This is a genomic window from Tenacibaculum sp., from assembly GCF_050290165.1.
Lineage (GTDB): Bacteria > Bacteroidota > Bacteroidia > Flavobacteriales > Flavobacteriaceae > Polaribacter.
Genome location: NZ_JBNKHD010000012.1, coordinates 113,208 through 132,412 on the forward strand (window position 1 = coordinate 113,208; position 19,205 = coordinate 132,412).

17 protein-coding genes are annotated in these 19,205 nt (G+C 32.5%); 10 read left to right on the forward strand and 7 right to left on the reverse strand.

Going from position 1 to position 19,205, the window contains the following annotated elements:
- The first annotated feature begins 45 nt into the window (after positions 1–45).
- Positions 46–531, forward strand: a complete 486-nt coding sequence (locus ACQY6M_RS09905) for an acyl-CoA thioesterase (protein WP_428741566.1) — start codon at positions 46–48, stop codon at positions 529–531.
- A gap of 50 nt (positions 532–581) precedes the next feature.
- Here ACQY6M_RS09905 and ACQY6M_RS09910 read toward each other — a convergent pair whose 3' ends face one another.
- The gene (locus ACQY6M_RS09910) at positions 582–1,190 is read right to left on the reverse strand and encodes a superoxide dismutase (protein ID WP_428741565.1); all 609 of its coding nucleotides are present in this window, start codon (positions 1,188–1,190) and stop codon (positions 582–584) included.
- Between the two features lie 124 nt (positions 1,191–1,314).
- Complete coding sequence (fbp, locus tag ACQY6M_RS09915; protein WP_428741564.1) at positions 1,315–2,349, reverse strand: class 1 fructose-bisphosphatase; 1,035 nt, start codon at positions 2,347–2,349, stop codon at positions 1,315–1,317.
- A gap of 161 nt (positions 2,350–2,510) precedes the next feature.
- On the opposite strand from fbp, the gene ACQY6M_RS09920 reads away from it, so the two are divergent.
- Genes ACQY6M_RS09920 through ACQY6M_RS09930 form a run of 3 tightly spaced genes read left to right on the forward strand, consistent with a single transcriptional unit; the run spans position 2,511 to position 6,093 of the window.
- Positions 2,511–2,993 carry an N-acetyltransferase family protein gene (locus ACQY6M_RS09920; RefSeq protein ID WP_428741563.1) on the forward strand — a complete coding sequence of 161 codons (483 nt, stop codon included), beginning with the start codon at positions 2,511–2,513 and terminating at the stop codon, positions 2,991–2,993.
- Positions 2,980–4,239: an aspartate kinase gene (locus ACQY6M_RS09925; protein WP_428741562.1), complete on the forward strand. Its 1,260-nt coding sequence runs from the start codon at positions 2,980–2,982 to the stop codon at positions 4,237–4,239. The genes ACQY6M_RS09920 and ACQY6M_RS09925 overlap by 14 nt, the downstream gene beginning before the upstream one ends.
- 45 nt (positions 4,240–4,284) lie before the next feature.
- Complete coding sequence (locus ACQY6M_RS09930; RefSeq protein WP_428741561.1) at positions 4,285–6,093, forward strand: GNAT family N-acyltransferase; 1,809 nt, start codon at positions 4,285–4,287, stop codon at positions 6,091–6,093.
- Between the two features lie 81 nt (positions 6,094–6,174).
- Here the strand turns inward: ACQY6M_RS09930 and rseP are convergent, their stop codons facing one another.
- Positions 6,175–7,521, reverse strand: a complete 1,347-nt coding sequence (gene rseP, locus ACQY6M_RS09935; protein ID WP_428741560.1) for an RIP metalloprotease RseP — start codon at positions 7,519–7,521, stop codon at positions 6,175–6,177.
- Between the two features lie 160 nt (positions 7,522–7,681).
- Here rseP and ACQY6M_RS09940 point away from each other — a divergent pair, with 160 nt between their 5' ends.
- Complete coding sequence (locus ACQY6M_RS09940) at positions 7,682–8,359, forward strand: SCO family protein (protein WP_428741559.1); 678 nt, start codon at positions 7,682–7,684, stop codon at positions 8,357–8,359.
- Here the strand turns inward: ACQY6M_RS09940 and ACQY6M_RS09945 are convergent, their stop codons facing one another.
- Positions 8,360–8,704 carry an SdpI family protein gene (locus ACQY6M_RS09945; RefSeq protein WP_428741558.1) on the reverse strand — a complete coding sequence of 115 codons (345 nt, stop codon included), beginning with the start codon at positions 8,702–8,704 and terminating at the stop codon, positions 8,360–8,362.
- A 3-nt stretch (positions 8,705–8,707) separates the two neighbouring features.
- Entirely contained in the window at positions 8,708–10,033 is a 1,326-nt protein-coding gene (locus ACQY6M_RS09950) for a serine hydrolase domain-containing protein (protein WP_428741557.1), read from the reverse strand.
- A gap of 92 nt (positions 10,034–10,125) precedes the next feature.
- Here ACQY6M_RS09950 and ACQY6M_RS09955 point away from each other — a divergent pair, with 92 nt between their 5' ends.
- Positions 10,126–11,337: an aminotransferase class V-fold PLP-dependent enzyme gene (locus tag ACQY6M_RS09955; protein WP_428741556.1), complete on the forward strand. Its 1,212-nt coding sequence runs from the start codon at positions 10,126–10,128 to the stop codon at positions 11,335–11,337.
- A 69-nt stretch (positions 11,338–11,406) separates the two neighbouring features.
- On the opposite strand, the gene ACQY6M_RS09960 is transcribed toward ACQY6M_RS09955, so the two are convergent.
- A complete protein-coding gene (locus ACQY6M_RS09960) occupies positions 11,407–12,108 on the reverse strand; it encodes a Bax inhibitor-1/YccA family protein (RefSeq protein WP_428741555.1) in 702 nt (233 codons plus the stop codon).
- 412 nt (positions 12,109–12,520) lie between these two features.
- Here ACQY6M_RS09960 and ACQY6M_RS09965 point away from each other — a divergent pair, with 412 nt between their 5' ends.
- The 4 genes from ACQY6M_RS09965 (at position 12,521) to glpQ (ending at position 17,384) form a co-directional block, all read left to right on the forward strand.
- Entirely contained in the window at positions 12,521–13,549 is a 1,029-nt protein-coding gene (locus tag ACQY6M_RS09965; RefSeq protein WP_428741554.1) for a zinc metalloprotease, read from the forward strand.
- A gap of 192 nt (positions 13,550–13,741) precedes the next feature.
- Positions 13,742–14,794 carry a zinc metalloprotease gene (locus ACQY6M_RS09970; RefSeq protein ID WP_428741553.1) on the forward strand — a complete coding sequence of 351 codons (1,053 nt, stop codon included), beginning with the start codon at positions 13,742–13,744 and terminating at the stop codon, positions 14,792–14,794.
- A gap of 115 nt (positions 14,795–14,909) precedes the next feature.
- On the forward strand, positions 14,910–16,403 hold the full coding sequence (locus ACQY6M_RS09975) for a YfcC family protein (RefSeq protein WP_428741552.1): 1,494 nt from the start codon (positions 14,910–14,912) through the stop codon (positions 16,401–16,403).
- Between the two features lie 3 nt (positions 16,404–16,406).
- The gene (gene glpQ / locus ACQY6M_RS09980) at positions 16,407–17,384 is read left to right on the forward strand and encodes a glycerophosphodiester phosphodiesterase (protein WP_428741551.1); all 978 of its coding nucleotides are present in this window, start codon (positions 16,407–16,409) and stop codon (positions 17,382–17,384) included.
- Here the strand turns inward: glpQ and ACQY6M_RS09985 are convergent.
- Positions 17,374–19,164: a chloride channel protein gene (locus tag ACQY6M_RS09985; protein ID WP_428741550.1), complete on the reverse strand. Its 1,791-nt coding sequence runs from the start codon at positions 19,162–19,164 to the stop codon at positions 17,374–17,376. The two genes, glpQ and ACQY6M_RS09985, sit on opposite strands and share 11 nt — an antisense overlap.
- Positions 19,165–19,205: the final 41 nt, after the last annotated feature.

Genomic DNA, 19,205 nt, shown 5'->3' on the forward strand with positions numbered 1-19,205 from the left:
TTTTAACCATTAATATACCGATTGGTATATTTTAAATTTTACAGTATGGATATCCCAAAAATTTTAGAAAGCAAAATAAAAATTAGATTTCAAGATTGTGATCCTTTTAATCACTTAAATAATGCTTCCTATTTCAATTATCTTATCAATGCTAGAGAAGATCAGTTGATTGCTAATTACAATTTAGATATTTACGAACATGGAAAAGAAAGAGGAAAGAGTTGGGTAGTAGGTTCGCATCAAATAGCGTATTTAAAGCCAGCAACCTTAATGGAAACGGTAACGATAGATTCGCAGTTAATTCATTATGGAGCTAAAAACTTATTGGTAGAAATTAGAATGTGGAATGAAAATAAGACAGAATTGAAAGCGATACTTTGGAGTTCTTTTGTGTATTTTGATTTGATAAAATTAACTTCAGCAAAACACTCAGAAGATTTACTAGAATTATTTGAAAATGCTGTTCTACCAGTAGAACAAACAAGTTTTGAAGAAAGAACAAAAAGTTTTCGATTACAGAAAGCTGTATAAAAAAAGACCTGCATTTTGCAGGTCTTTTTTATTTATTACAAAAGCTAAAATTATTTAGCTGCTGCATATCTTCTTTCTACTTCGTTCCAGTTAATTACTTTAAAGAAAGCCTCAATATAATCAGGACGACGGTTTTGGTAGTTTAGGTAATAAGCGTGTTCCCAAACATCTAATCCTAAAATAGGAGTTCCGCTACAAGTTACTCCTGGCATTAATGGGTTGTCTTGGTTAGGAGTAGAACAAATTTCTATTTTCCCTCCTTTGTGAACACATAACCAAGCCCATCCTGAACCAAATTGAGTAGCAGCTGCTTTAGAAAAAGCATCAATAAACGCTTCTTTCGATCCGAATTCAGCTTCGATAGCATCTCTTAACTCACCAGTTAAATACCCTCTATCTTCTGGATTCATTACTGTCCAAAATAAAGAGTGGTTATAAAAACCACCTCCGTTATTACGTACAGCAGCGTTATTCATATCTAAGTTAGTTAAAATATCTTCAATAGATTTTCCTTCTAAATCTGTACCTGCGATAGCATTATTTAAGTTGTTTGTATATCCTTGGTGGTGCTTAGTATGGTGAATCTCCATAGTTCTAGCATCTATATGTGGTTCTAAAGCGTCGTAAGCGTATCCTAATTCTGGTAAGTTAAAAGCCATAATTATTTGTTTTTTAATAGATTAATTTTTTCGTTTTTCCGAATGTAAATTTAACCCAAAAAAATAAGGCAAACAACTGTTTGCCTTATGGATAATTTATTTGAGTATAAATAATAACTATTCTTTAGTACGTTGGTTTATCATCAGCAGAAAATTCACTCATAAATTCTTCTGCTTTTTCAACCAATTGTTTACTTCCGCAATAAAAAGGTACACGTTGATGTAGTTCAGTTGGTTTAATGTCCATGATGCGTGTAAAACCATCAGAAGCTTTTCCTCCTGCTTGTTCACAAATAAAAGCCATAGGATTACATTCGTACAATAAACGTAACTTTCCTTTTGGAGTGATGGCTGTAGCAGGATAAATATATACCCCACCTTTAATCATGTTTCTATGAAAATCTGAAACCAATGAGCCGATGTAACGTGCTGTATACGGACGATTATCAGCTTCGTTTAATTCTTTACAATACACCAAGAAACGTTTCATTCCTTCTTGGAAATGGGTAAAATATCCCTCACTTACTGAATAGATTTTGCCTATTTCTGGAAACTGCATGTTTGGGTGCGATAAGTAAAAAGTACCGATTGCAGGGTTTAAGGTAAATCCATTTACTCCATTGCCAGTTGTAAAAACTAACATGGTTGAGGTACCATAAGCAACATATCCTGCAGCTACTTGCTCGCTACCTTTTTGTAAGAAATCTTCTTTGGTAACAGGTGTTCCAACAGGAGAAATTCTTCGGTAAATAGAAAAAATGGTTCCAACAGATACGTTTACATCAATGTTTGATGACCCATCTAAAGGATCCATTAACAACACATATTTGTTCTCGTTAGCTTTGTTTTGACCTTCAACAATTACAAAGTCATCTTCCTCTTCACTAGCAATACCACAAACAATTTCACGATTAATCAATGTTTGCTTAAATAAATCGTTAGCTAAAACATCAAGTTTTTGCTGTGCTTCACCCTGTACGTTAATATCACCAGCAGCTCCAGTAATATCAACCAATCCAGCTTTTCTAATTTCGTGATTAACTACTTTAGCAGCTAAACGAATAGAGTTTATTAAACGAGATAATTCACCAGAAGAATATTTAAAATCCTTTTGTTTACTGATGATAAACTCACCAAGAGTCATGTGCTTATTGTCCATGTTAAATGTTTGTGTTGCGCGTACAAAGATGCCAACTTTTTTACGTTCTTACAATTATTTAGTATTTTAAAATTTTCAACAAAAAAAAATGATATGTTTTAATTTTTTATTTGTTTTAACAGAATATTTTAAGAGAAGTATCTTTACCCAAAAATTAAGAAATGAGTTTTATTATTAGAGCAGGAGAACAAAAAGACGCACAAGCTATTTTAGATTTAATTGTTGAGTTAGCTGTTTTTGAAAAGGAACCAAATGCGGTTGAGGTTACGGTTGAAGACATCATTAAAGATGGTTTTTTAGATACACCAAAGTTTAAAACCTTTGTAGCAGAAGAGGATAATAAGATTATAGGGATGGCATTGTTTTATGAACGCTATTCTACATGGAAAGGAAAGGCAATTCACCTAGAAGATTTGATGGTAACACAATCTAAAAGAGGAATTGGAGCAGGAAAAGCATTGTATACATCGGTACTTAACTACGCCTATGAAAATGGGTGTAAAAGAGTAGCTTGGGAGGTGTTAGATTGGAATACAGGAGCTATTGATTTTTATAAAAGTACAGGAGCAACTGTATACGACGGGTGGAGAGTATGCCATATGAACGAACAAAACTTACAACAATTTTGTAATGAGAATATTTAAGTTTGGAGGAGCATCAGTAAAAGATGCAAGTGGAGTAAAAAATGTTGCACAGGTATTGCAGCATGAAGGAACAGAAAATACACTAGTAGTAATTTCTGCCATGGGAAAAATGACCAATGCTTTTGAACGTGTTGTGGATGGTTATTTTTATAAAAAAGAAGATTTTAATGAGGCTTTACGTTTTGTAGAGAACTTCCATCAACAGATGATAGACGACCTGTTTTCTCCAAAACATGAGGTATATAATAAGGTGAATCATTTATTTGGTGAGTTGAGTGGATTCATGGCTCGAAATACATCCAAAGATTACAATTATGTATACGATCAAATGGTAGGTTTTGGCGAGTTATTATCCACTACCATTGTAAGCGCTTATTTGTCTGAAATAGGAGTGAAAAATCAATGGTTAGATGTAAGAGAATTCATTAAAACCGATGGTAATTATCGCGATGCAAAGATTAATTGGGAGCAAACAGAACGACAAATTCAAGAAAAAGTAGATGTTTCTCAATTAAATATTACTCAAGGATTTTTAGGAGGTTTTGGAGAAGAAACCACTACTCTAGGAAGAGAAGGATCCGACTATACAGCAGGGATTTTTGCGTATTGTTTAAATGCTGATAGTGTTACGATATGGAAAGATGTACAGGGAGTACTAAATGCTGACCCTAGAGTATTTTCTGAAACAGCTTTACTGCAAGAGATTTCGTATACCGAAGCTATAGAAATGGCATTTTATGGAGCCTCTGTAATTCACCCAAAAACAATTCAGCCATTAGAGCAAAAGAATATTCCATTATATGTACGTTCATTTGAAGATGTAACGAAGTCTGGAACATGTGTTGGGAGAGGAAAGAAAATAACACCTGAAGTTCCATGTTTCATTGTAAAGAAAAACCAGATTTTAGTAGCTATTTCGGCTAAAGATTTTTCTTTTATGGTTGAAGATAATATTAGTGATGTATTTAAAAAGCTACACGATTATAAACTTAAAGTAAATTTAATACAAAACTCAGCCATTAGTTTTTCGGTTTGTGTAGAAGATAAGTATAATAATTTTGAAGACTTTTACAACGATTTAAAAGGAGCATATAAGATTAGAGCATACAAGAATGCTACGTTATTTACTATCCGTCATTTTAATGATGAAGCCATAGAAACTATCAGAAAACGAGGTAAATCAATCATTCGTCAAATTAATACTGAAACAGCACAATTAGTGATTCAAGAAAACACGAAAAGCTAGCAAAAAATGAATTATATTTGCAGTTATGTCAATTGATAACTGTGTATGGGATTAGTAACACCTAAAGAAGTTGCAAAAGCAATAGGGGCTGATAAGTTTGGAGTTTTCGGAACGTTTTCAGGTTGGTTGCTGATGAAAGTTTTGAGAATTTCTACTGCCAATGAAATTTATAATAAGCACAAGCATAAAAAGGATTTACCTTTTTTAAATGGTTTGCTTGATGAGTTTCAGATTGAGTTTGAAATTCCTGAAGAAGATTTAAAACGTATTCCTAAAGAAGGTCCGTTTATTACTATTTCTAATCATCCATTAGGAGGAATAGATGGTATTTTATTATTAAAACTCTTATTAGAGCACAGAACCGATTATAAAATAATCGCTAATTTCTTATTACATAGAATAGAGCCTTTAAAGCCCTATGTAATGCCTGTAAATCCTTTTGAAAATCATAAGGACGCAAAATCGAGTGTTGTAGGTATTAAAAGTGCATTATCGCATTTACGAGAAGGAAATCCTTTAGGGCTTTTTCCTGCAGGAGAAGTTTCAACCTATAGAGATGGTAAATTAGTGGTAGATAAAGAATGGGAGCAAGGAGCTGTACGCTTGATTAAAAAAGCGAAGGTACCAGTAATTCCTATTTATTTCCATGCAAAAAATAGTCAGCTATTTTATACGTTATCTAAAATTAGTGATACGCTTAGAACAGCAAAACTTCCATCTGAATTATTATCTCAAAAACATAGAGTTATTAAGGTGAGAATTGGTAAACCAATTTCAGTAAAAGACCAAGATGCTTATGCTGAAATTCCAGAGTTTTATCAGTTTTTACGAAGAAAAACATATATGTTGGCAAATCCGTATGAGAAAGCTGCTCAAAAAATATTGTCAACACAAAACCTTAAAATTCCGAAAAAAGTCAAAAACATTACCTCACAAAAATCTCCAGATTTATTTGTAAAGGAGGTAAATGCTTTGAGAGAAAAGGGAAGTAGATTGTTGGAAAGTAAGAATTATGAAGTGTTTTTTGCTACCGCAAAGGAAATTCCAAATATTCTACATGAGGTTGGACGTTTACGTGAAATTACCTTTAGAGAGGTTGGAGAAGGAACCAATAAACCAATTGATTTAGATAGGTTTGATAAATATTATCACCATTTATTTTTGTGGGATAATGACCAAAAGAAGTTGGTTGGAGCTTATAGAATGGGCTTAGGAAAAGATATTTTTAAAAAACACGGAATAAATGGTTTTTATATTCAAACCTTGTTTAGAATAGAACCAGAATTATATCCTATGATGGAGAAAACCATCGAAATGGGACGCGCTTTTATTATTAAAGAATATCAACAAAAACCAATGCCTCTTTTCTTACTATGGAAAGGAATTGTACATGTTACGTTACGTTACCCTGAGCATAAATATTTAATGGGGGGAGTAAGTATAAGTAATCAGTTTTCAGAATTCTCAAAATCATTGATGATTGAGTTTATGAAGTCGCATTACTATGATCCATATGTGGCACAGTATATTCATCCTAAGAAAGAATTTAAGGTAAAGTTAAAAGATGCCGATAAAGATTTTGTTTTTGATGCTACTGAAGCAGATATGCAAAAGTTTGATAAGATTATCGATGAATTAGAACCAGGAGAATTACGTATTCCAGTACTGATTAAGAAATACGTAAAACAGAATGCACGATTAGTAGCATTTAACGTAGATCCGAAGTTTAATAATGCAATAGACGGATTAATGTACATCAAAGTAGCAGATATACCAGAAAGTACCGTAAAACCAGTTATGGAAGAATTTCAGGCAGAGTTAGAAAGACGTGCTGCTGAAAATTTAAATAAATAACCGAAGAAAATAAAGGTTTAATAAAAAAGCATCGTACTAAGTACGATGCTTTTTTTTATGTAGTTATGAAAAATGTTTAGGTTATTTAAATAACCTAAATAAATCATTTCCGTTAGCAAATAATAATAAAGCTATTAATAAGATAAATCCTGTAATTTGCGCATATTCTAAGAATTTATCACCAGGTTTTTTACCTGTTATCATTTCCCATAGAGTAAACATTACGTGACCACCATCTAAGGCTGGAATTGGTAATAAATTCATAAATCCTAACATGATAGATAAAAAAGCAGTAATGTTCCAAAATGTTTGCCAGCTAAATTCTGAAGGGAAAATACTTCCAATAGAGATGAATCCACCTAAACCTTTATAAGCACCTGTACTAGGGTTAAAAATCTTTTTCATTTGCTTAATATAGTTGGTTAAGGTTGTCCAAGCTTTATTAGCACCTGCAGGAATAGCTTCTCCAAAAGAATAGCTTTTTTCTGCTAAACTATAGTATCCTAATTTTTCTAAATCTGAATAAGGTAGTTGTGTTTTGTATAAATCTAACTTTCCTTCTTCCGTTACTTTAGCGATTAAATTTTTGGAAGTCCCTTTTCTATTAACAATGATGTTTATTGATTGCCCTTTGTTTTGGTTTAATGCAGTTTCTACCTGATCAATATATTTAGTAGGTTGTCCATTTATGTGAGTGAAAATATCATTTTTTTCAAAACCTGCATTAGCATTTTGTGAATCAGCAGGAACTTGTCCAATAACAAATGGAAGCCTAGGGCTTATAAAAGGACCAACATCTTTACCTCTATCTACTAATTTTGAGATGAAATCGGTAGGAATTACTTTTTCAGTTACTGCTCCGTTTCTTTCTATGGTATAATTATGTCCATTAATAAAACCTAAAGGAAGCTCTCCAAATTTTTCAATTTTTTCACCATCAATTGTTAAAATTTTATCACCAGTTTCTAATCCCAAATCTTTTCCTAATTGATCTTGCACCCAAACACCATCCTTTAAACTTTCATTTGGTAGATATTTTTCTCCATATGCCCACATTAAACCAATGTAAATTAAAATACCTAACACAAAGTTTACAAAAACTCCACCAAGCATAATTATTAAACGTTGCCATGCTGGTTTTGAACGGAACTCCCATGGTTGAGCAGGTTGTTTCATTTGTTCGGTATCCATGCTTTCATCAATCATACCTGCAATTTTTACATAACCTCCTAAAGGAATCCAACCAATACCATATACAGTTTCTCCTATTTTTTTCTTAAACAATGAGAATTTGTAGTCAAAGAATAAATAGAATTTTTCTACGCGAGTTTTAAATAATTTTGCTGGAATAAAGTGCCCTAATTCGTGTAACACAATTAAGAGCGACAAGCTTAAAATAAATTGAGATGCTTTTATTAATATTTCCATAAAAGGTGTTTGTCTAAAATTTTAAATCTGACAAATGTACGTTTTTCAGTACAGTTCTAAAAGTTTGTATTGTAGTTGAACTTTGGATTTAACAAACTTTTTAGGATAGTACTGTACAAAGCTTGTTTTTAGTCGTATTTTTGTAGAAAATTTTAGTACTGTGGATATTAAATTCTTTAAAAAATCAAAAAGCACCTTAATTTTTCTTCTAGTTTTTTGTGCTATTGGAGTTCCTGTTTATTACCATTTAGTAAAGGTTGATAAAAAATTACCTATTTACAATCCGGCAGATATCAATCCTAAATTGGTAGATGCTTCAGTAAGAAATAAAACAAAAAATCATCATGTAGGTGTATTCACACTGATTAATCAAAATGGTGATACAATTACCAATGCTGATTATAAAGATAAAATATATATAGCCGATTTCTTTTTTACACGTTGTCAAACCATTTGTGTTGCCATGGCATATAATATGAGTGAATTACAAGATTATTATAAAAATGATAATGAAGTAATGTTTTTATCGCATTCGGTAACTCCTGTGATGGATAGTGTTTCTGTATTAAAAAAATATGCTATAGAAAAAGGTGTTATTGATGGGAAGTGGAATGTGACCACAGGTGATAAAAAGCATATTTACGATTTAGCACGTAAAAGTTATTTTGCAGTTTTAGACGAGGGAGATGGAGGTGAAAATGATTTTATCCATACTGAAAACTTTGTGTTGATTGACAAAGAGGGTCGTATTAGAGGTTCGTATGATGGAACCAAGGAAGAAAACATGCAAAAAATTATTGATGATATTAAATTGTTAAAGGCAGAATACGCAAAGTAATTATTTGCGTTTCTTTCCTTCTTCATCAAAATTCTTATTAATCTCTTGTTCAGTTTTAATAACTGCTACAGCTAATGATAATAGCATAATAGCCATAGGTTGCCAAGTAAGTTCTTTAGCTATAGAAGCCAAGATTAAAGCAGCAGCTAATGAAACAGCTGAATATTTTAAGAACTCTTTGGTGAAAAAAGTGTTGGCAAATTGCCATATAGCATCATTCTTCATTGTTTTATTAGTGCGATATCCATAAATACTATTGATTTTCTTTGGGGAGAAAAAGCGAAAAATAAGACTGAATAAAAAAAGCAATCCGTTTACTGAAAGTACGTAATAAAAAGGGTTCATGGTTTAATTTTTAATGGATTCAATTATACCTTTTAATAAGGTGTTTACATCTGCATTTTTGGTAAGTCCAGTACGAACAATTACCAAATCTTCATCTGGCAAAATAAATACATTTTGACCTTTATATCCATTAAAAGAAAACATATTTTTAGGTACATCAGGGTGTTTACCACCTTTGTTTAACCAAATTTGGGCACCGTACCTGCCATTTGAAGTTGGAGTAGGGGTTGTAGCATAGCTTACCCAATCTTTATCAAACAAATGCTCTCCGTTCCATTCACCATTATGTAGGTATAGTAATCCGAGTTTAGCCCAATCTCTTGCAGTTGCCCAAGCGTATGAAGAACCTACAAAGTGATTACTCATATCGGTTTCGACAATCATTGAGTTCATGCCAATTTTGTCAATTAAAGCGCTATACCAAAAATCGAGATATTCTTGTTGGGTGTTAAATTGCTTACGTAAAAGACCAGACAATAAATTGGTGGTTCCTGAAGAATAATTCCAAGTTTCATTTGGTTTCCCTATTAAAGGTTTGTTTACTTGAGCTTTGGTCATATCTTTTTCTAAAAATAGCATTTTGGTAACGTCGGAAATCGTGTTGTAATCCTCATTCCATTCCAATCCTGAATTCATCTGTAATAAATTGTGAATCGTAATGTTTTTACGATCATCATTTTCCCATTCAGGGAATAAATGGTTTTGTTGAACATCAATTTTACCTTGGCATTTTAAAATGCCAAATAAAGTACCCGTAATACTTTTGGTCATAGACCATCCCAATTGTTCTGATTCTTTGCTAAAACCAGTATCGTATTTTTCAGCAATAATATGGTCTTTATAAACAACTAAAATTGATCGAGTTTGATTTCTATCATTAAAAATAGTATCAATAGTTTCGTTGAGTTTTGTGTAATCTATATTTGAAAAAACACTGTCTTTCTGGTCTGCATTCCCATAAGGGAAAGGAGTAGTGTTGTCAGGGTTTGATCGTTTTGGAGTAAGCTGAGGTTTGGTGGTATCGAAATCGTTTGTGATTAAAACAGCTCCTAGTCCTTTTCTATATACAGCTTTTCTTTTTAACAATCCGAAAACTGAACCTGTAGCCGATTTTTCTTCTATGTTAATTTCATCAGAAGTGATATTAATAGGTGAAAAGTTGTTGTCGTTAGCATCTGTGAATTCTAGAGTTCTTCCTGCAAGAAATACAGAAGAAGCGGTATTTTTAGCAGAATACCCAGCCAGTATATTTAGCTTAGGATAGTTGTAAAAAATAGCAATGCCTAAAGCAATTAAAAAAAGGAAAAGTATTCTTTTAAAATTTTTCATATTAGACTGTTTTTAGCAAATGTAAGAATTTAATTATTTGATGTTTGTATTTGAAATGCAAGCCCTACCTTTGCGGTAAATTTGACTTTTATATGTTTACTGTAGATAAAATTCGAGCTGATTTTCCAATTTTAAATAGAGAAATACATGGGAAAAAATTAGTGTATTTAGATAATGGAGCAACTTCACAAACTCCGCAAGTGGTTATCGACGCTATTGTTGATTATTATACGAACTATAATGCCAACATTCATAGAGGTGTGCACACCTTAAGTCAGGAGGCTACAGATAAATATGAAGAAGCACGAATTAAAATTCAGAAGCATTTTAATGCAAAGCATTCTTATGAAATCATTTTAACTTCTGGAACTACGCACGGAATAAACATTGTGGCATCTGGATTTGCATCAATTTTACAAGAAGGTGATGAAATAATTGTTTCAGCCTTAGAACATCACTCTAACATTGTGCCTTGGCAAATGTTGTGTGAAAAAACAGGAGCAATTCTAAAGGTAATCCCGATGAATGAAGATGGTTCCTTGCAAATGGATGTGTATCGTGAATTGCTTAATTCTAAAACAAAGCTAGTTTTTTGTAATCATGTTTCAAATGCTTTAGGAACGATAAATCCTGTGAAAGAAATTATTGATGCAGCACACAAGGTTGGTGCTTATGTGTTGATTGATGGAGCACAAGCGGTACCACATATAAAACCTGATGTACAAGCGTTAGATGTTGATTTTTATGTAGCTTCTGCACATAAAATGTGTGGACCAACGGGAGTTGGTATGTTGTATGGTAAAGAAGAATTATTGCAATTATTGCCACCATATCAAGGTGGAGGAGAAATGATTGAGACGGTTACTTTTGAAAAAACAACCTATGCTGGTTTACCTCATAAGTTTGAAGCTGGAACACCAAATATTTGTGGTGGTATTGCTTTTGGTGTTGCTGTAGATTATATGAACTCGGTTGGCTTTGACAATATTCAACAACAAGAGAATGAATTGTTAGCTTATGCTACAGCGGAGTTAGAAAAAATAGAGGGATTAAAAATTTACGGAACTAGTAATAAAACCTCGGTAATATCTTTTAATTTAGAAGGAATTCATCCATATGATGTTGGGGCTATTTTAGATAAATTAGGAGTAGCAGTTCGTACAGGACATCATTGCGCACAACCTATTATGAATTTTTACTGTATTCCAGGAACAGTAAGAGCTTCATTTACTTTTTATAATACCAAAGAAGAAGTAGATGTGTTAGTAAGCGCAGTAAAAAAAGCCCAAATGATGTTAAGTTAAAATACAAAAAAATAGTTATAAAAAAAGCCTCCAATTGGAGGCTTTTTTAGTTTAATATGGTATTTTTTTTTAATCTCTCGACATAAATATCTGTAATACATACCAAAATAATAACATTAAAGAAGCAAACAAGCCTAATGCTGCTGGAATGTAATCGTCTGTAGAAAATTTATGAACTAAGTTTGAGGTTTGATATAAAATTGATCCTGCAGCCAATACACACATTCCAACTGAGAACCACAATCCTAAGTTAAAACCAAATAAAGCTCCAGCTATAATCAATCCGATAGCGATAAAAAATCCAACAGATAAACCAGCTCTGATAAAAGAAAAATCTTTTTTAGTGATAAATACTACGGATGAAATTCCAGCAAATAACCCCAAAGTAACAATCCCTGCTTGTTTAATGATTTCAAAATTATTAGTATAAACAATTGCAATATAAATCAACGGAATAAAGATGAAGGCTTCAGCAAAAATATATGCTGAATATGCTAAGTATTGTAAGTTTTTATCTGAAGTTTTTAATGCAGTACTTTCAGCATAATTAGTAATTAGCATAAAACCACCTAAAAGTAATAACCATCTATATCCTTGAGTCATAGACAAAGCAAATTCTACTATTGTAGCACTTTGTAGAAATAAATATTCAAACAATATGAATAAAAATACACCACCAGCTACATGTGTATATGTTTTTTTGTAAAAAGCAATTCTATCAGCTTCTGAGACTTGTGATACAAGAACTTTTGGGTTAAATGAATTTTCCATAATTAATTTTTAAAGTTTTGATAAAGATATATTTTTTTACAGATTTTAGGGTTGTTTTATTTGTGTGAAAAAAATGCAAAAAAAAAGAGGTTAAAATGCAGGCTTTTTATTTGTTGTTGTTAAAAATTGACGTTTTTTTAATCTATTTGTTAAAATTTAATGTTAAGAAAAAGAGGTTAAATCCTTGTTCGTAAGTGATGAATACTGAGAAATTAACTTTTTTTTAACTTTTTTTTGACATTGAAAAAAAGTTATATATTGCAAATCGTTAAAAAACCCTTCATATTGTTATTAAAACAGCAATAATTTGGCAACTTAATTAGTAAGCTAAAATAGATGTCAAAAGTTTTTTAGCAAAGTTCGTTGCCTAAGGCAATTTTTAATTAACTAATTTTTTTTAATTTTTCACAACATGAAAAGAATTTTTTTAACACTAGCTGTAGCAGCTTCTGTTTTAGTAGGATGTCAAGAAAACGCTAAAGACGAAGCATTACCAACTCAAGAAGCAATTGACATGAGCGATTTCTATGTGCAAACTGAAGAAGTTTCTCATAAAGGTGGTTCTGAGCAATGTCACTCAATGAGAGTTTTAAACCGTCAACTTAAAGAAAACCCAGGGTTGTACAAAAAAATGTATGATATTGAGTATGCAACAAGAAAAATATCTGCAGAAAAAGGGAAACCAGGAGGTGGATCAGGAAGTGGAGATGTAGATGTATTACCAATCGAAGACGGATTAGGAACTATTAACATTCCTGTGTATGTACACGTTGTTTTACCTAACTCAAACAGTGTATCAAATACACAAATTCAAGCGCAAATGAACGTGTTAAACGATGATTTTAGCACTAAAAATACAAATCAATTACCTTCAGGAGCTACTGATTTCATTAATGATGTAACTAGTACAGGAATTCAATTTACTTTAGCTGGTACTTTCAGACATGATGATTCTACATCTTCATGGGGAACTAACGATGCTGTAAAAGCTGCTTATCCTCCAATTACTCCAGAAACTCACTTAAACATTTGGGTGTGTGAAATAGGAGGAGGTATCTTAGGATATGCTCAATTCCCAGGAGGTAACTCTTCTACTGATGGTGTAGTATTATTAGCTGGAAGCTTACCAGGAGGGTCTTCTGCTCCATATAACATGGGTAGAACTGCAACTCACGAAGTTGGTCACTACTTAAACTTACGTCACATTTGGGGTGATGGAAGATGTCGTCAAGATGATTTCGTAGCTGATACTCCATCTTCTGATGCTGCAAACTACGGATGTCCATCATATCCAAGCGCTAGCTGTCAAACTCCTGACATGACTATGAACTATATGGATTATACTGATGATGCTTGTATGTACATGTTTACAGATGGTCAACGTAACAGAATGAGAGCTATTTTCGCATCAGGAGGAGCAAGATCTTCAATGATTAACTAGAAAACCAAGGTCTTTTTTAAAAGACGTTCTCAATAATTATTATAATTATTTTAAAAGCCAAGAGGTATTTATCTCTTGGCTTTTTCTTTTGTTTTAGGTGTAAATAACTAGTATACATTATGTTACTTTTATTTTAACTTTAAAATTGGTATCTTGTAGACACAAATAACTAACCTTAAAAAATTTATAATTATGAAAAAACTTTTTTTAGCACTAATAGTGATATTAGGAACTTTTATTGGTTGTCAAGAAAATTCAAAAAACGAAGCATTACCAACTCAAGAAGCAATCGATATGAGTGATTTTTATGTAAAGACAGAAGTGCAAGAAGCTAAAGGTGTTACTGAGCTGTGTCATTCAATGAGAGTTTTAAACCGCCAACTTCAAGAAACCCCAGGATTGTACAAGAAAATGTATGATGTTGAATATGCTACTAGAAAATTTTTGAATAGTAAAAAACCAAATGGAACACCAGGAGGTGGAAATGGAGGAAATAATGGAGGTGGTGATGCTGATGTGGATGTACAACCTATTGAAGATGGATTAAATATTTCAATACCTGTTTACTTTCATGTAGTATTACCAGATGCAAGTCAAGTAAGTAATTCGGATATCCAATCTCAAATCAATGTAATTAATAGCGATTTTACAAGTCCGAATACGAATCAACTTCCATCAGGAGCAACTAACTTTATTAACGATGCTACTAACACAGAAATTACCTTTACACTAGCGGGTACTTTTAGACACAATGATTCCAAATCTTCATGGGGAACTAACGATGCTATAAAAGCAGCTTACCCACCAATTACTCCAGAAACTCACTTAAACATTTGGGTGTGTAATATTGGTGGAGGTATTTTAGGATATGCTCAGTTTCCAGGAGGAAACTCTGCAACAGATGGAGTAGTTATATTATATTCTAGTTTACCAGGAGGTTCAGCAGCTCCATATAACTTAGGTAGAACCTTAACTCATGAGATAGGACACTATTTAAATTTACGTCACATTTGGGGTGATGGAAGATGTCGTCAAGACGATTTCGTGGAAGATACTCCATCTTCTGATGCTGCAAATTATGGATGTCCATCATATCCAGATGTTAGTTGTAAATCTGCTGATATGACAATGAATTATATGGACTATACTGATGATGCTTGTATGTATATGTTTACAGACGGTCAACGTAATAGAATGAGAGCCATTTTTGCCCCAGGAGGAGTTAGATCTTCAATGATTAATTAGAAAGAAAAAGTCTTTTTTTAAAGACGTTCCCGATAATTATTAGAATTATTATAAAACCGAGAGATACACATCTCTCGGTTTTTTTTACTTTTATGGAGAATAAATAATTTTTACTTTGAAAAACATCAAGTTTCCAACACCACACACTACTTTATTAATCATAGCAGGATTTGTAGCTATTTTAACTTGGATAATCCCTGCGGGGAAGTTTGATACTTTGCAGTATGAGAAGGGAACCAATACCTTTTCTTATACGCATTTAGAAGAGATAAAATCAATGCCAGCGAATCAAGAAACGTTGGAAATTTTAGGGGTTAAAATACCGTTGGAAAAATTTACCAATGGAGATATAGCGAAGCCTATTAGTGTACCGGAAACTTACACTCAATTAGATTCTAAACCTCAAGGATTTTTAGATTTTTTCAAATCTCCTATAAAAGGAATTATTCAATCATCAGATATTATCTTATTAGTATTAATTTTAGGAGGTATCATAGGAATAATGAATTATACAGGTGCTTTTGATGCAGGAATTGCATGGTTAGCAAAAGCTTTGAAAGGAAAAGAATATTGGTTGATTTTTGTAGTAACTACTTTAGTTGCTGTTGGAGGAACAACCTTTGGGTTAGCTGAAGAAACCATTGCTTTTTATCCAATTTTAATTCCCATATTCTTAGCAGCAAAGTATGATGCTATAGTGGCATTGGCGAGTATATATATAGGGTCATCTATAGGAACTATGTGTTCAACGGTAAATCCGTTTAGTGTAATTATAGCTTCGGATGCAGCAGGAATTAATTGGACAACAGGTTTTACAGGAAGATTACTTATGCTTATTGCAGGAATTATTATTTGTGTAATCTATATCTTACGTTATGCAAATAAAGTTCAAAAAGATCCTTCTAAATCTATTATTTATGATCAAAAGAAAATGATCGAAAACTTGTTTGGAAATGCTATTTCAAGTACTCATACATTAACAGGAAGGTTACGTGTTATATTGACCATTTTTGCACTGTGTTTCGTAATTATGATCTATGGTGTTTCTCGTTTAGGATGGTGGTTTGAAGAAATGACAGTAGTGTTTTTAATAGGTGCTATTTTAATAGGGTTTTTGGCAAGAATGAAAGAAGAAGACTTTGTGTATACTTTTGTTAAAGGAGCAAGTGATTTATTAGGAGTTGCCTTTATTATTGGAATAGCAAGAGGTGTTTCTGTATTAATGGATCAGGGATTAATTAGTGATACTATTTTACAACATGCAAGTGAATTTACTACAGGCATGTCTAAAGGAATTTTTACGAACGTACTGTTGTTTATTTACTCAGGGTTGTCTTTTTTTATTCCAAGTTCTTCAGGTATGGCTGTGTTAACAATGCCAATTATGTCTCCGTTAGCAGATACTGTTGGAGTAGGTAGGGAAGTGATTGTTAATGCATATCAATATGGAATGGGATTATTTGCTTTTATCAACCCTACAGGCTTAATTTTAGCATCCTTAGCAATTGTAAAAGTTGGATATGATAAGTGGTTGAGGTTTGTTATTCCGTTAGTAATTATTTTGACTGTTTTTACGATGATTGCATTAACGATACAAATATACTTTTAGAAAATGTATAGAGTATATTCCCTTATTTTTTTAGCTGTTTTATTTGGGTGTACTCCTACAAAAAAATCAACAAATATGAATACAAAAATTGTTATTGCCCATCGTGGAGCATCAGGATATTTACCTGAACATACAATGGAAGCCAAAGCCATGGCGTATGCAATGAATCCTGATTATATAGAACAAGATCTTGTGTTGAGTAAAGATGATGTTCCCATTGTTATTCATGATATTGAGTTGGATGATGTTACCGATGTTGCTGAAAAATTTCCTGAAAGAAAACGAGAAGACGGTCGTTTTTATGTAATTGATTTTACATTTGCAGAATTACAACAATTGAATGTAACTGAGCGCTTCAACCCAAAAACAGGAGCACAAGTATATCCAAACCGATTTCCGAAAGGAAAAGGAAGTTTTAAGTTACATTCTTTTCAACAAGAAATAGAATTGATTCAAGGTCTAAATCAATCAATGGGGAGAAACATTGGAATTTATCCTGAAATTAAAAATCCAGAGTTTCATCATCAACATGGAAAAGATATTGCTAAAATTACCTTGAAAATTCTTTCAGAGTATGGCTATAAAACCTCAAAAGACAACTGTATATTTCAGTGTTTTGATGCTAAAGAATTGGAGCGAGTTCGAAAAGAACTTAAATCTAATTTATTTTTAGTACAGTTAATTGAATTTCCTGAAGAAGTAGAGCAATTGCCCTATTATGCAACGTATGCTGATGGTTTAGGACCTTGGTATAAGCAGATTTTAAACAAAAAAACAGGAGACAAGTGGCAGCTTACAACCTTAGTTGAAGATGCTCATAAACTAGGATTGCAAGTGCATCCCTATACATTTAGAGCAGATCAACTAGACGAGTTTTCTTCTTTTGAAGAAATGATGCAAGTCTTGTTTTTTGAAGCGAATATTGACGGTGGCTTTACCGATTTTCCTGATAAAATGGTAACGTTTTTATCTAAGAAGTAACCTCGATTAATTTTCTTCTGTAGGCAGTAAGTAATTTCGATTTAGAAACAAATCCGTAGTACTCGTTTTTATGAACCACAGGTAAATTCCAAGCCCCACTGTCTTGAAATTTTTTCATAATATCAGTCATTTTATCTTTGCCAAGTACTATTATTTCTGGCGGATTGTGCATAACATCGGTTACTTTAATACTGTCATACAAAGTAGTGTCAAACATAATAGGTCTAATATCATCCAATAATATAATTCCTAAAAGGTGTTTGTTTTTTTTATCAACTACAGGGAAAATGTTTCTGCTCGATTTTACAACAGCTTTATGTACGATTTCTCTCAAGGTCATTTCAGGATAGAGCTTTACAAAGTTGTTTTCAATAACCTTATCAATGTCCATTAAGGTAAGTACAGCATGGTCTTTATCGTGAGTAATCAGTTCTCCTTTTCTACCTAATTCCATAGCATAAACAGAATGAGGATGAAAGTATTTAACAATACCAAAAGAGATGGCTGAAGTAAGCATTAAAGGAATAAATAATTCATACCCTCCTGTAATTTCGGCAATTAAGAAAATAGCTGTAAGAGGAGCATGTAAAACACCTGCCATTAAACCTGCCATACCTACTAATGTAAAATTACTTTCAGATATGGAAGTTTGAAATACGCCTGAGTAGTTTATGATTTTAGCAACACAATTTCCCATGATGCTTCCCATAAAAAGTGTTGGGGCAAAAATACCTCCTACACCTCCTGCACCAAATGTTAACGAACTGGCAATTACCTTAAAAAATACCAATCCTGCTAGGAGAGCTATTACAGTTAATTCGTTAGATACGTTTAGAGATAAAAAATTATTCTCAAGTGCTTTTTCAGGGTTTCCTGCTATTAGATTGTTAATTACTCCAAACCCTTCTCCATACAAAGGAGGAATAAAATAAATTAAGATACCAATAGCGATTCCTCCAAATATGATTTTTTTAATAGGGGAGTTTATGCTGTCAAAAAAACGTTGTATACGTTCATATACTTCAGTAAAATATACAGATGTAATAGCAGCGACTAAACCTAAAAATAAGTAAAAAGGAACATCGGCAACAGTAAACACATCTTCAATTCTAAAAGGTAATAAAACATCATTCCCAAAGAAAAAATATGAGGTCATAATTGCTGACAATGACGCTAGTAAAAGAGGTAGCATTGAGGCAATGGTTAAGTCTAAACTAAAGACTTCAATAGCAAAAACAATAGCAGCAATGGGAGCCTTGAAGATAGATGATAAAGCACCAGCAGAAGCACACCCAATCATTAAATTACGAGTGGTTTGGTTCATATGGAACATTCGTGCAATATTTGAACTTATTGCAGCGCCAGTAGCAACGGTAGGTCCTTCTAATCCTACAGATCCTCCAAAACCTATGGTAATTGGAGCCGTTAAAATTGAACCAACCATTTGGTATTGCTTCATAATTGCCTTTCTTTTAGATATGGCAAATAATGTTGAGGGAATACCATGGCTTACAGGTCCTCTAATTATATATTTTATAACTAAGTATACCAGTGAAAATCCAATAATAGGAAAAACAAAGTAAAATACCTCGTGATAATAGTGTACTAATTTTCCTTCAAGTGATTCTTGAATAAAATGTGTAAAGTTTTTTAAAATTAAAGCACCTAAGCCAGAGGTAAATCCAACTAGAACACTTAGTATGTATATAAATCTTCTATTAGAAATATGTTTATATCTCCAGATAAGAAATTTCTTTAAAACTTTATTTGATGATGGCATAACAACAGTTTGTAGCTAATTTTTTATACTCGTTGTTTTTA

Coding starts and splice junctions, on each gene's coding strand:
- ACQY6M_RS09905 (WP_428741566.1), top strand. CDS start 46: ATGGATATCCCAAAAATTTTAGAAAGCAAAATAAAAATTAGATTTCAA.
- ACQY6M_RS09910 (WP_428741565.1), bottom strand. CDS start 1,190: ATGGCTTTTAACTTACCAGAATTAGGATACGCTTACGACGCTTTAGAA.
- fbp (WP_428741564.1), bottom strand. CDS start 2,349: ATGGACAATAAGCACATGACTCTTGGTGAGTTTATCATCAGTAAACAA.
- ACQY6M_RS09920 (WP_428741563.1), top strand. CDS start 2,511: ATGAGTTTTATTATTAGAGCAGGAGAACAAAAAGACGCACAAGCTATT.
- ACQY6M_RS09925 (WP_428741562.1), top strand. CDS start 2,980: ATGAGAATATTTAAGTTTGGAGGAGCATCAGTAAAAGATGCAAGTGGA.
- ACQY6M_RS09930 (WP_428741561.1), top strand. CDS start 4,285: ATGGGATTAGTAACACCTAAAGAAGTTGCAAAAGCAATAGGGGCTGAT.
- rseP (WP_428741560.1), bottom strand. CDS start 7,521: ATGGAAATATTAATAAAAGCATCTCAATTTATTTTAAGCTTGTCGCTC.
- ACQY6M_RS09945 (WP_428741558.1), bottom strand. CDS start 8,704: ATGAACCCTTTTTATTACGTACTTTCAGTAAACGGATTGCTTTTTTTA.
- ACQY6M_RS09950 (WP_428741557.1), bottom strand. CDS start 10,033: ATGAAAAATTTTAAAAGAATACTTTTCCTTTTTTTAATTGCTTTAGGC.
- ACQY6M_RS09955 (WP_428741556.1), top strand. CDS start 10,126: ATGTTTACTGTAGATAAAATTCGAGCTGATTTTCCAATTTTAAATAGA.
- ACQY6M_RS09960 (WP_428741555.1), bottom strand. CDS start 12,108: ATGGAAAATTCATTTAACCCAAAAGTTCTTGTATCACAAGTCTCAGAA.
- ACQY6M_RS09965 (WP_428741554.1), top strand. CDS start 12,521: ATGAAAAGAATTTTTTTAACACTAGCTGTAGCAGCTTCTGTTTTAGTA.
- ACQY6M_RS09970 (WP_428741553.1), top strand. CDS start 13,742: ATGAAAAAACTTTTTTTAGCACTAATAGTGATATTAGGAACTTTTATT.
- glpQ (WP_428741551.1), top strand. CDS start 16,407: ATGTATAGAGTATATTCCCTTATTTTTTTAGCTGTTTTATTTGGGTGT.
- ACQY6M_RS09985 (WP_428741550.1), bottom strand. CDS start 19,164: ATGCCATCATCAAATAAAGTTTTAAAGAAATTTCTTATCTGGAGATAT.